Origin of the sequence: Anaerofustis sp. (assembly GCF_019420015.1) — a bacterium.
Lineage (GTDB): Bacteria > Bacillota > Clostridia > Eubacteriales > Anaerofustaceae > Anaerofustis.
The window spans coordinates 20328-33278 of record NZ_JAHZIA010000038.1 but is presented as its reverse complement, the minus strand read 5'-3'; the positions used below and the strand labels follow the sequence as shown (position 1 = coordinate 33278).

Sequence of the window (12951 nt, the reverse complement as noted above, 5' to 3'; positions counted from 1 at the left end):
TAATAAGTATCGCAAATGCAACGGCATCTTTATATGCACTTGAAAGATATCCGCTTACCAATGTTTCTATAAGTCCTAAAGAAAGCCCGCCGACAATTGCACCCGGGATACTTCCGATTCCCCCAAATACAGCTGCTATAAAAGCCTTTAATCCGGGAGTCATACCAGAGAGAGGATTAATTGTAAACATAGCTCCGTACATTACACCCGCAACTGCCGCCAAAGCAGAACCGATTAAAAATGTAAAAGATATAGCTTTATCTACACTAACCCCCATAAGTTGAGCAGCGTCAGGATCTGAAGATACGGCTCTCATAGATTTTCCTATCTTGGTCTTACTTATAAGAACCTGTAAAGCTACCATTAAAACAAGTGTTATAAGAGTTACCATAAGTTTATCACTTGAAATGGAAATCCCTCCGAGATTAATATATCCAAATCCAAAAAATCCTGAAGGATAAGTTTTTACATCAGGGCCGACAAAATACATCATAGCGTATTCAAGTAAAAAACTTACACCAATCGCAGTTATAAGAAGCGTGATTCTAGGAGCATTCCTAAGCGGTCTATAAGCAACTCTTTCTATCAATACTCCAAGTATCGCACATATTATCATGGCAATCAAAGTAGCGGGAATAAACCCTATACCAAGAGTATAAGCACAGAAAAAACCGATATATCCCCCCACCATTAAAATATCACCGTGAGCGAAGTTAATCAAATTTATTATTCCGTACACCATCGTATACCCAAGAGCAATAAGGGCATAAATACTTCCTATGGAAATACCGTTTATTATTTGCTGAATAAATTGTTCCAAAGTCATACCTCCGTTTTAATTAATTATATTTTAAAAATATTGTTAAAACCATATTCAACATATTGCTTTAATCATATCCTTAAAACCATAGTAAAGTGGTAAGTAATACTTACCACTTTACCGAATTTTATTATTTAATTATTAATAAAATTTCCAATATTAAATTATAATTTTGTATTAAATAATGCTTTTCCGTCTTTGAATTCAAGAACAACAGTTTCTTTTACAGGATTATGCTTTTCATCAATACTCAAAGTACCTGTTACAGCTTTAAAATCTTTTGTAGCAGCCAAAGCTTCAGAAACCTTTTGAGGGTCTGTACTTCCCGCTCTTTCTATTGCGTCACATGCAAGTTTACCTGCATCATAACCAAGAGTTTCGAAAGCACCAGGATTTTCATCGTTGTTTTGCTCTTTGTATGCTTTAACAAAATTTTGAACAACTTCAGATTCATCATCTACAGCATAGTGATTAGTAAAGTATACGTTTTTCAAAGCATCTTTTCCTGCTGTTTCAAGCATTGTAGGAGAGTCATATCCGTCTCCGCCCAATATAGGTAAATCAATACCTAAATCTCTTGCTTGTTTGATGATTAAAGAACATTCTGTATAATATCCAGGTAAATAGATCATATCAGCTTTTTTATCTTTGATTTTTGTAAGTACAGGCGCAAAGTCTTTATCTTGAGCAGTAAATGTTTCTGTAGAAATCACTTTTCCGCCGTTCTTTTTAAACTGAGCTTCAAAAGCCTTTGCAAGACCGTTTGAATAGTCATTTGAAGTATCAGCCAATACTATAGCCGATTTTGCATTTAATTTTTTAGTGGCAAAATCTGCCATTTTGTTTCCTTGAAGAGTATCTGTATAGCAAAGTCTGTAAATATATTCTTGAACAGAACCGTCTGAATTTACAGTTATGTCATCAGATGTACCGGAACATGTTATTGCAGGTACTTTATATTGATTAGCTGCAGAAATCGTAGCTTTGAATGCACCTGAAGTAGCAGGACCGATCATTACACTTACACCTTCTTTTGATGCAAGTTTTGTAGCCGCACTCATAGCTTCGTTATTATCAGATTTATTGTCTATTTTTACAATTTCAACTTGTTTTCCGTTTATTCCTCCGGCTTTGTTAACTTCGTTAATAGCCATTTCCACACCTTTTGTACAAGATTGTCCGTAAGTTGCAACATCGCCTGAAAGCTCATAGTTAACACCTATCTTTATAGTATCTCCGTTATCAGAAGAACCGCTTCCGCCGCAAGCAGTAAACCCTACAAGCATAGATGATGCAAGCAATAAAGCCGCAGCTTTTTTCATTGTCTTTTTCATTACTCATTACCCCTTATCGTTAAAAATTTAAACACATTTTCTTCACGGAATTTTAAAGAAAATATTAATAATTGTTAATATCTTACCCTTACTGTTTTCTTTTGTCAAGTGTAAATGTTACAATTTTCTGAAAATTTCAAAAATATTATAATTTACGCATACTTTTTCTTATTTATGATATAATTTTAAAATCCAAATCAAACCAAAAGGAGAACAAAACATTGAACTACGAAGAAGCTTTAAGTTACATACACAAAACAAATAAATTCGGATCTGTACTAGGTCTTGACAATATCAAAATACTTTTGGAACTTCTCGGAAATCCTCAGCAAAATTTAAAAGTTATTCATATTGCGGGAACAAACGGCAAGGGTTCAATTTCGACAATGCTGAGTGCTGTCTTAACCGCCGGAGGTTATAAAACAGGACTTTATACCTCTCCTTTTCTTGAAAAATTTAATGAAAGAATAAAAATAAACGGAAAAGATATTTCTGATGAAGATATAGCCACATACATAAGTAAAGTAAAACAAAAAGTCGACTGTATGACAAACAAGGGATTTACACATCCTACCGAATTTGAAATCATAACAGCCATGGCATTTCTTTATTTTAAAGATATGAATGTGGACTTTCTGATTTTGGAAGTGGGTCTTGGAGGAAGACTTGATGCAACCAATGTAATAGATTCACCAGTTATGTCAATAATATCTTCAATAAGTTTCGATCATACAGAATACTTGGGAAATACCTTAAAAGAAATAGCATATGAAAAAGGTGGTATCATCAAAAAAAATTCAAATGTAATATTATATCCTTCCAATAAAGAAGCAATTAAAGAACTGATCAGAATAGCAAAAGAAAAAAATTCAAAATATTACATTGCAGATGAAAAAAATATAGAAATAATAAAAACAGAAATTGACGGAAGCGAGCTTTTTTACAATAAAGAAAACAATTTAAACCTTTCTAATTTTCATTTGGGATTACTAGGAAAACATCAAATATATAACACTCTGACGGTAATTAAAGCTTTAGAAGTTTTAAAAGATATGAATTACAATATAGATAATAAAATCATCAGTAAAACACTGAAAAATATAAAATTTCCCGGAAGATTTGAATTATTAAACAAAAATCCATACATAATATTAGACGGTGGACATAACAAAGAAGGAATAGAAAGCTTTGTAAATAATATAAAATTATACTTTGAAGATAAAAAGATAACCTTATTCTTCGGTATGCTAGCCGATAAAGACATAGACAATTCCCTGAAAAAGCTATTAACAATCACAAAGAAAATTTATACATTAACACCGAATAACAACAGAGCATATACAAACATAGATATGTGCAATAAAATAAAACAACTGAATTCCGATGTTTACGTTAAAAGTCTAAACAATATTGACGAAGCTTTGGAAATAATCAAAAATAACAAAGAAGAAATTTATGGATTTGTCGGCTCTTTGTATTTAATAGGAGAAGCCCGAACAGCCCTTTCAAAAATCTTAAAATAACCAAGTAATTTCAATCACATAAAAAAATAAATAAAACATATCTTTTCTATTGACTTTTATAATGCATAAAATTATAATTAAGCAACAAAATAATTAAGCACCTTAACTATTTGCGTTGCTTTTTTATTTTATACCAGAAAGGAATCATTGATATGCAAGATAATAAAATCGACGATAAGGAATTAAAAGAATTAATCTACTATTTGCATTCAATCAGTAAAATTTTTGCTCCCAGAATGGATTGCAGTAGTATTTTACCTCCAGCTGAATTTTTCTTATTGGCATTTCTTCTAAAGTCAAAAAAAGAAGAACAAATCACAGGCATACATCCGTCTAAAATAAGTGAAAAGACCAAAATCTCACGTCCTGCGGTAACACAAACCCTTAACGGACTCGAAAAAAAGGGATATATAAAAAGAATTATGGAAGAAAATGACAGAAGAAAATTTAAAGTAGAAATAACTGCCGAAGGAGAGAAGATATTAAACAATGCCTTTGAAGCAAAGCACAAACAAATACTGAATTTAGTGGAGAATCTGGGAGCAAATAAAGTAAGACAACTTACCGAACTTTGCAAAGAAATTTTGGAAATATCAAAAAAGCAGGAAAGGACGAAATAAAGACACCATGATAAAGTTAAAACGATATTTAAAACCTTTTATTTTTTCTATTGTTTTTGCCGTAGCATTTTTACTCATTCAGGCTAACTGCGAGTTGTCACTGCCTGATTATATGTCAAAAATAGTGGACTACGGCATACAAAACGGAGGAATTGAAAACAACATACCAAATGTAATAAGAGAATCGGAATATGAAAAAATAAACTTCTTTTTAAATAAAAAACAACAAAAAGATTTATCAACAATATACACAAAAATCACCGATAAAAACGAAAATTACAGTGAGTACAAAGAAAAATACCCAATATTAAATAAAGAAAATATTTATATTTTAAATAAAAAAGCAGACAAAAATATAATTGAAAGTTTAAATGTTCCTTTGGGGAAAAGTGAAATATTGGTAAGCTCAATCGAAAATCCGGACAATATCAAAAAACAAAACTTGTTTACACTGGACTCAAATAATTTAGACTCTTCAAAAATGGAAAACAATAAACAACTCCAAAATTCTCAAAACATGGATTTGTTTACAATGTTGAAAAACATGTCTGAGAAGAATCAACAGGAAATAAAAGAAAAAGCAATCGAAGGATTAAAAAATATTCCTCAAACAAGCATAAACCAAATTGCGGGAACGTTTATAAAAAACGAATACAAAGCCGTAGGACTTAATCTGCAAAGTGTTCAATCTTCATATATATTGAATATCGGTACAAAAATGTTACTTATCGCATTTGTATCCGCGGCCTGTGCCATAAGTGTTGGTTTTCTCGCTTCCAGAGCAGGCGCGGGAGTAGCGAAATCCCTTAGAAAAGATGTATTCGAAAAAGTTGAGAATTTCTCAAATGTAGAATTTAACAAATTCTCCGTATCATCTCTTATCACAAGAACCACAAACGATATCACACAAGTTCAAATGCTCATAACAATGGGAATGAGAATAATGTGCTATGCTCCGATAATGGGTGTAATAGCAATATTCAAAGCATTAGAATCAAGTATATCAATGAGTTGGATAATTCTTCTTGCGGTAATTGTAATATTAGGATTCATGATGATTGCTTTCTCTGTTGTACTTCCAAAGTTCAAAATAGTACAACAATTAACCGACAAACTTAACTTGGTAGCAAGAGAAAATTTATCCGGGATAATGGTTATAAGAGCATTCACAACCGAAAAATTCGAAGAAGAAAGATTTGATGAGACAAACAAAAATCTTACCAAAACAAATTTATTTGTAAACAGATTTATGATGTTCTTAATGCCTTTTATGATGTTAATAATGAATCTTGTACAGTTACTGATTGTATGGGTCGGAGCAAATCAAATCGAAGCAAGTACACTTCAAGTCGGGGATATGATGGCATTTATACAATACGCAATGCAAATTATAATGTCATTTTTAATGATTTCAATGATGTTTATAATGGTTCCAAGAGCAAGTGTATCGGCAAACAGAATAAATGAAGTACTCGACACTGAGTTATCTCTTACAGACCCAAAAGAAGAAAAAGAACCTGACAAAAACAAACAAGGAATCGTTGAATTTAAAAATGTTTCTTTCGCTTATCCCGGAGCGAGCGAATATGTGCTTCACAATATAACATTTACGGCCGATAAAGGAAAGACCACAGCCATCGTCGGTTCTACGGGAAGCGGCAAATCAACATTGGTGCAACTGATCCCCCGACTTTTCGAAGCAAGCAAAGGAGAAGTACTGGTTGACGGGATAAATGTCAAAGATATCAATCAAAAACTTCTCAGAGAAAAAATCGGATATATTCCACAAAAAGGTATTTTGTTTAAAGGAACAATAAGAAGCAACCTTGAATACGGAAAAGAAAATGCAACAGACGAAGAATTGTGGAAAGCATGCGACATTGCTCAAGCAAGCGAATTCATAAAAGAAAAACCGGAAGGATTTGAAACGCAAATTTCATCAGGAGGAACAAACGTATCGGGAGGTCAAAGACAAAGACTTTCAATAGCAAGGGCAATAATAAAAAACAGCGATATATATATTTTTGATGACAGTTTCTCAGCCTTAGACTTCAAAACCGATAAAAATTTAAGAAAAGCACTAAACAAAGAATTATCCGATGCTACTATGATTATTGTGGCACAAAGAATAAGTACGATTATGAACGCAGAAAAAATTATCGTACTGGACGACGGAGAAGTAGCGGGAATAGGTACTCACAAAGAACTTATGGAAAACTGTGAAGTATATAAAGAAATTGCCTTATCTCAATTATCACAAGAGGAGGTAAGAAACAATGAGTAACAATCAAAACAAAAGAAGAGGTCCGATGGGTCATCACGGTGCAATGATGGGAACAAAAGAAAAAGCAAAAGACTTTAAAGGAACCATCGGAACACTTCTTAAATATCTCGGAACCAAAAAACTCAATATATTTATCGTATTTGTTTTTGCCGTGATATCAACAGTATTTAGTATCGTTGGTCCAAAAATACTCGGAAAAGCCACCACGAAAATCTTTGAAGGTGTAATGGGTAAAATAGCGGGAACAGTTACGGGATTGGATTTTATTTATATAGGAAAAATTCTTTTGACACTGGTAATACTCTATCTCATATCCGCATTATTTTCCTACATGCAAGGTTATATCATGACAGGTGTTACAACCGACTTGACCTATAGATTAAGAAAAGATATTTCACTTAAGATAAACAGACTACCACTTAAATATTTTGATAAACAAACACACGGAGAAGTTCTATCGAGAATAACCAACGACGTTGATACAATCAACCAAAACTTAAATCAAGGAATTACGCAAATAATAACCAGTATCACAACAGTTATCGGAATACTTTATATGATGGCAACAATAGATTTGACAATGACTCTGGTAGCAATATTGATACTTCCCATATCGATGATGTTCATTATGATAGTAGTAAGGTTTTCTCAAAAACACTTCAGAAAACAACAGGAATATTTGGGTCATGTAAACGGACATATAGAGGAAATGTACTCCGGACACATAATAATAAAAGCTTTCAACAGAGAAAAACATTCCGTTGAAGAATTTAATAATTACAACGAAACACTATATCACTCTGCTTGGAAATCACAGTTTTTATCAGGAATGATGCAGCCGATAATGAACTTTATCGGTAACCTCGGATACGTAATCATATGTATCATAGGTGGATACAGAGCCACAAAAGGACAGGTAACGGTCGGAGATATTCAAGCCTTTATACAATATGTAAGAAACTTCACCCAACCAATAACTCAGCTTGCCAATGTTTCCAACATTCTTCAACAAACAGCCGCAGCCGCAGAAAGAGTATTTGAGTTCTTGGATGAAGAAGATGAAGCAGAAACCACTGATACTCCGATAGAAGTAAACTTAAACGATGTTAAAGGTGCAGTGGAATTCGATAACGTTTGTTTCGGATATGAAAAAAACAAACCTATAATAAAAAACTTCACATCAAAAATAAACCCCGGACAAAAAATAGCAATCGTAGGACCTACAGGTGCAGGAAAAACAACGATTATCAAGCTTTTAATGAGATTTTACGATATTGACAGCGGAAGCATTAAAATTGACGGAAATAATATCAATGATTACAACAGAAGAGATTTACGAAAAATGTTCGGTATGGTTCTACAGGATACATGGCTGTATAATGATACAGTAATGAACAACATCAGATACGGTAACCTAAACGCCAGTGACGAAGAAGTCGAACAGGCAGCAATAGCAGCACATGTCGATCACTTTATAAAAACAAACGTAGACGGATATCAGATGATATTAAACGAAGAGGCAAGCAATATATCGAGCGGGCAAAAACAGCTTTTAACAATTGCCAGAGCACTTCTCGCAAATCCTAAAATACTTATTTTGGATGAAGCAACAAGTTCCGTAGATACAAGAACGGAAAAATTGATAGTAAAAGCAATGGATAGACTTATAGAAGGAAGAACCAGTTTTATTATCGCTCACAGATTATCCACAATTAAAGATGCAGATTTAATATTGGTAATGAAAGACGGGAATATAATAGAACAAGGAACACATGAAACACTACTTTCTCAAAAGGGATTTTATGCAACCTTGTATAATTCACAGTTTGAAGAATAAAAAAGAACCGAATACGGTTCTTTTTTATTTTAAATAAATTTTTGTAAAAGGTAAATATATCAAAATTAAAATAAAAGTTATAAATCAAAACAATTATTGAAAAAATAAATCAAAGGAGGTAATTATATGAAAGTAGATAAAAAAAATTTAAATCCGCCGGATACGGATTTTTTAAAAAATTCACATTCAGCATCGGAAACGGAATGCACCGGACTGATGAGAAACATCCCTCAAAGCGAAGCCGAATTGGAATCCTATCAAGATTTATTCCAAATGGAAGTACCGGATAAAAATAAATACAAATTGAAATAGTTAAAAATTTAAAGGCTCATTAAAAAGAGCAGACTTTTAACCGTCTGCTCTTTTAATATTTATTGAACTTTAATACAATCCACAAAGTAAAATTTAGTTATATCCCCATATTTAAAACTTTTTAAATTCCGAAGGTAGACAAATCTTGAATTTTCATCTACCGTATATATTATTTTATAAAATTTAAAAATCTCCTCATTTGACATTCTAATATCAATTCTCCCCTATTATTTAAATTTTTTAGGGTCTTCATCAATAAAATTACAAATCTCTAAAAACTCATCAACTTCCAAATTCCTTTGTCCCAAATTAATACTTTCATTTAAAGAATTATATCCAATACCGGTTTCTTTGCATATTTCATCTATATCAATATTATTTTCAACAATATATCTAGATAGATTTCTGCTCGCTTTATCTTTATGGCTGTCACATTTAAAAGATTTGTTTTTTATATAATGTTTTGAATCCATATTATTTTTTCCTCGTTTCGAAGAATTTTGTGATAATTATAATATCATTGCCAAATTTTGTCAATGTTTTTCTTCAAAATGAAGATACGGCGAATAATTATTTATATTGACAAAAAAGTCACTTTTTTATATGATTTAATAGCAAGGAGTTAATAAAAATGAATAAAAAGCAAATGTCATTTAAATTAAAAGAACTTAGACGAAACAATAAGCTTACCATAGAAGATGTACGAATTATGCTTGAAAAAAGAAATTTTAAAGTTGCATCAAAAACCATCTATGGCTGGGAAAGCGGTCAAAGACTGCCTTATCCGGATATATTTCTTACTTTATGTGACATTTACCAGGTTAACGATATTCTAGAAACTTTTGGATTTAAACAAAAGAAAGAAAATAACAATACACTAAAAATGATTGCAAGAGGCGACGGATACAATACACTTGAACTAAATAATGAAAACCTAAAAGACTTAAATGAACACACTAAACTTATAACGAAAAAATAAAACACAGAAAGATAAAGCAAATGACCGGAAAAGAATACAGGAACATTCAAGAATGGGCTTGGTATGTTTTGATAGAAACTAATGCTACCAAATTACCTATCGATATAATCGATATATGCGAACAACTTAATATAAGCATAAGATGTTATAATGAAAACCATAAATTTGCAAAAAAATTTAAAAACGGATTTTCAGTAATAAATAACGGCAAAAAAACAATATACATTAATAAAGAGATGAACAACAAACATCGAGTAAGATTCACCATAGCTCATGAACTTGGACATATCTTACTTAATCATCATCAAAACAAAAATAACTTATCATATAATGATTTGGAAATTGAAGCCAATATGTTTGCAATAAGGGTTCTTGCGCCCCTTTGTGTCTTACATGAGTTAAAGGTACAAACCGAAAGTGAACTCAGGGAATTATGCCGTATATCAAAAAAAGCGGGAGAAATAAGATTTCAAAGATTCCAGGAAAAGGAATCTCTCAATAAATATTACATAAATCCAATGGAATCCATACTTATCAAACAATTCAAAGAATTTATAATAAAAAACAAAAAGAGGTAAAATCAACCTCTTTTTTATAATAATATTTTATTAAAATATAAATGATATACCCATCTCTCTCTTATATGTTTTAAATATATCCGCATTATTTTTATTTCAACATATTAAAAGTATCAAAATCAGAAGTTGTTATCATAACACCGTTTTCTTCTGCTTGTTTTAAAAATATATCAACATTTTCAGCTTTCTCTTTGGAAAAAGCAGCAAATTGAGAAGAAAAAGTATAGTCTTTCATATATATCTCTATAATATCATATTTATTATTTATTTTTTTTATATCACTCATTTTACAATATTTTTTAGCATGAGGTGGTTTTATTAATATAATCGTATCCTCTTTAACAATAATTTTTATAAAGTACTCTTGTATAGCTAATAATATAATTAAAAAAAACATTATCGCTCCTATACTACAAATTATAAATACATCCTCTGGCGAACCACCAAGAGCTAACAAAAAACCACCAATAAACGGAATAGTCATTATTAAAGCAACAATTAAACTAATAAGATTTTTTTTCTCTTCTTTCTTCTTTTTGACAGTATATTCTTTTACATTTTCTTTAATGGATGATTTCCCCTGATTTTTCCTTTCCACCTCATTTTTTATGTCACCGTATAATCTGTTAAAGTTATTATCACCTGAATCTATGGAAAATATCTTTTTTTCTTCCATAAATACATTTACGTTACTGTTCCATCTTCCCTTAGTACACTTATAATTTGTAATATCATTAAAATAATATTCTTTTTCTTTAAAGAACATATTTCTTACCTTTAATCTATCCTTTGTTACTGTTATTTTAAAAGTTAATCTGTTCCATAACGTTCCAAAAAACAAGCCGAATATTCCCATAAAGAGTACTATGTATAATATCTTTTCTCCTGCAATTCCCTTACTTACAACCTGATATACGTAAGTACAACCTCCGTATAAAAGTAACATACTTACTATCCCAAGTATTATCATTAATCCTTTTGAAGAAGAGACAATATATGTCTCTTCTTTCATTATTCTTTCAATTACAGTATTGTTCATTTTAATACCTCTCTTTCTATCTTTACCACCATTTAAATCTGCCTATAAAACGAACAACTCTTCTTTTTACGGATGTTGCTATTTTTTTAACTGTCTTTTTTACAACAGTTCTAGCTTTTTTTATAACCTTTTTTGCCGTTCTAACCACAGCTTTGGCTTTTTTCCTTACGGTATGATACACTTTTTTGCTTTTCTCACTATTTTTTTTACAGTTTTTTTAACTTTTTTCTTTATTTTTTTTGCTGTTTTTACAATTTTCTTCTTGACTGTTTTTACTTTTTACCCCCACCACATATCTGTAGGATGCACTGAGTCCGCAAGTATAAGTGAAACAAACAACCCAAATGGTAAACAAGAAATTACGCATACGGAATCCACAATTATAGCTTTACCTATTATGATATATTTTAATATTTCATTTGGAACTAGCTTAAAAAGCATACATATTATTGTAAAAATTAAAAGAATTATAGTTACACCATAATTAATCCTCGTAAGCCATAAAAAATACATAAATCGCTTTCTTCTTTTCGCACTCTCTTTATATCTGTCTTCCCAGCCTATTCTAAAAAGCCGCTTTATAAAAGGAGGTTCTATTTTTGGATTTCTATTATAATATTTACCCTTTACAGGTTTCCCATATTTTTCATATAAATGATCAGTATAAGATCCAGTACCTATTATTACAGAAAATAATATAGGAGAAATTATAAATAAAATCAATCTTATATTTTCCATTTTACCATCTAAACCTCCTAAAAAATCTTCTTACTGAATTTACTGTATTAACCACAATTTAAATCATTATTATAATTTATAAAATTTTATTTTTAAATATCTACCCGTTTAACACCATTATTTTTAAGCTTTACTATCAAAATATCTTTATTTTTATAAAAATCTGGTATTGTAATTATTTTTTTATTACTCTTATCATATATTTTTATTACAGAATTTCCACCTTCATTTTTAACAACAAAATAACTAAAATCCGTAAAATGATAGTATTTTTTTATAAAAAAATATTTTTTATATATTACTTTTCTTTCATGTATATATATTTTACTCGTCAAATGTTTTATCCCATAAAGCATAAGACCTGATGCAATCATAAACAAAAGTATAATTAATTCCATTCCTTTGAAAGGAAAATTTTCTGCTGAGTATAAATAACCATATTTTTTAAAATCAGGAAAAACCATAAAAAATAAATATATAGTGGCGAAACTTAAAATAATAAATAGTATTGGTTGTGATAAGTGCGCTGTTAAAGTAATATCTTTTTTTATATTTTGAACATTTTTATTTATATGTTTTTTTATATCTTTTCTTAACTTATCATAATCTATATCCCATTCACTTATGGATATAACACGTTTATTATTAATATATGCATCAATGACCGAAACAAACCCCAACCTATATAGAGAATATTCCATATAATCTGTTAAATCTTCAAATTTATATTTCTTTTCTCTCATAAAAAAATTACGAACAATAAAATTATTTTTGTATACTTTTATTTTAAAGCTTAATCTTTCCCAGAATAACCACAACCCCATAAAAGAAAAAATTATCATAAATAAAGCACCATACCATAAATCATTTTGTTGATTGGTTTTAAA

At 30.4% G+C, this 12951-nt stretch carries 14 protein-coding genes; 7 read left to right on the top strand and 7 right to left on the bottom strand.

The genetic code is table 11. The annotated features are described in order from the left end of the window. Both QZ357_RS06375 and QZ357_RS06370 read right to left on the bottom strand, forming a co-directional pair. Positions 1 to 820 (bottom strand): branched-chain amino acid ABC transporter permease (locus QZ357_RS06375; protein WP_290773363.1); only part of this gene is annotated, 820 nt, incomplete at its 3' end. A 164-nt stretch (positions 821 to 984) separates the two neighbouring features. Beyond that, positions 985 to 2154, bottom strand: a complete 1170-nt coding sequence (locus QZ357_RS06370; protein WP_290773360.1) for an ABC transporter substrate-binding protein — start codon at positions 2152 to 2154, stop codon at positions 985 to 987. Between the two features lie 221 nt (positions 2155 to 2375). Here QZ357_RS06370 and QZ357_RS06365 point away from each other — a divergent pair, with 221 nt between their 5' ends. The 5 genes from QZ357_RS06365 to QZ357_RS06345 all read left to right on the top strand — a co-directional run bounded on the left by QZ357_RS06365 (position 2376) and on the right by QZ357_RS06345 (position 8730). After that, positions 2376 to 3677, top strand: a complete 1302-nt coding sequence (locus QZ357_RS06365) for a folylpolyglutamate synthase/dihydrofolate synthase family protein (RefSeq protein ID WP_290773357.1) — start codon at positions 2376 to 2378, stop codon at positions 3675 to 3677. Positions 3678 to 3829: 152 nt separating this feature from the next. After that, a complete protein-coding gene (locus tag QZ357_RS06360) occupies positions 3830 to 4297 on the top strand; it encodes a MarR family transcriptional regulator (protein WP_290773355.1) in 468 nt (155 codons plus the stop codon). A gap of 7 nt (positions 4298 to 4304) precedes the next feature. Then, positions 4305 to 6581 carry an ABC transporter ATP-binding protein gene (locus QZ357_RS06355; protein WP_290773353.1) on the top strand — a complete coding sequence of 759 codons (2277 nt, stop codon included), beginning with the start codon at positions 4305 to 4307 and terminating at the stop codon, positions 6579 to 6581. Next, a complete protein-coding gene (locus QZ357_RS06350) occupies positions 6574 to 8418 on the top strand; it encodes an ABC transporter ATP-binding protein (protein WP_290773351.1) in 1845 nt (614 codons plus the stop codon). The genes QZ357_RS06355 and QZ357_RS06350 overlap by 8 nt, the downstream gene beginning before the upstream one ends. Positions 8419 to 8544: 126 nt before the next feature. Beyond that, a complete protein-coding gene (locus tag QZ357_RS06345; RefSeq protein WP_290773348.1) occupies positions 8545 to 8730 on the top strand; it encodes a hypothetical protein in 186 nt (61 codons plus the stop codon). A gap of 227 nt (positions 8731 to 8957) precedes the next feature. On the opposite strand, the gene QZ357_RS06340 is transcribed toward QZ357_RS06345, so the two are convergent. Continuing rightward, the gene (locus tag QZ357_RS06340; RefSeq protein WP_290773345.1) at positions 8958 to 9203 is read right to left on the bottom strand and encodes a hypothetical protein; all 246 of its coding nucleotides are present in this window, start codon (positions 9201 to 9203) and stop codon (positions 8958 to 8960) included. Positions 9204 to 9361: 158 nt separating this feature from the next. Between QZ357_RS06340 and QZ357_RS06335 the strand changes: the two genes are divergently transcribed. Both QZ357_RS06335 and QZ357_RS06330 read left to right on the top strand, forming a co-directional pair. Then, positions 9362 to 9709 (top strand): helix-turn-helix transcriptional regulator, encoded by a 348-nt coding sequence (locus QZ357_RS06335; RefSeq protein WP_290773342.1) that lies wholly within the window; start codon positions 9362 to 9364, stop codon positions 9707 to 9709. Between the two features lie 20 nt (positions 9710 to 9729). Further along, the gene (locus QZ357_RS06330; RefSeq protein ID WP_290773339.1) at positions 9730 to 10287 is read left to right on the top strand and encodes an ImmA/IrrE family metallo-endopeptidase; all 558 of its coding nucleotides are present in this window, start codon (positions 9730 to 9732) and stop codon (positions 10285 to 10287) included. Positions 10288 to 10378: 91 nt separating this feature from the next. Here the strand turns inward: QZ357_RS06330 and QZ357_RS06325 are convergent, their stop codons facing one another. The 4 genes from QZ357_RS06325 to QZ357_RS06310 form a co-directional block, all read right to left on the bottom strand. Next, positions 10379 to 11332, bottom strand: coding sequence for a DUF6560 family protein (locus tag QZ357_RS06325; RefSeq protein ID WP_366934129.1), 954 nt, complete (start codon positions 11330 to 11332; stop codon positions 10379 to 10381). Positions 11333 to 11348: 16 nt separating this feature from the next. Next, entirely contained in the window at positions 11349 to 11507 is a 159-nt protein-coding gene (locus QZ357_RS06320) for a hypothetical protein (protein WP_290773333.1), read from the bottom strand. Positions 11508 to 11605: 98 nt separating this feature from the next. Continuing rightward, positions 11606 to 12064: a hypothetical protein gene (locus QZ357_RS06315; RefSeq protein WP_290773331.1), complete on the bottom strand. Its 459-nt coding sequence runs from the start codon at positions 12062 to 12064 to the stop codon at positions 11606 to 11608. 92 nt (positions 12065 to 12156) lie between these two features. Next, the coding region (locus QZ357_RS06310) for a hypothetical protein (RefSeq protein ID WP_290773328.1) at positions 12157 to 12951 on the bottom strand (795 nt) is incomplete at its 5' end.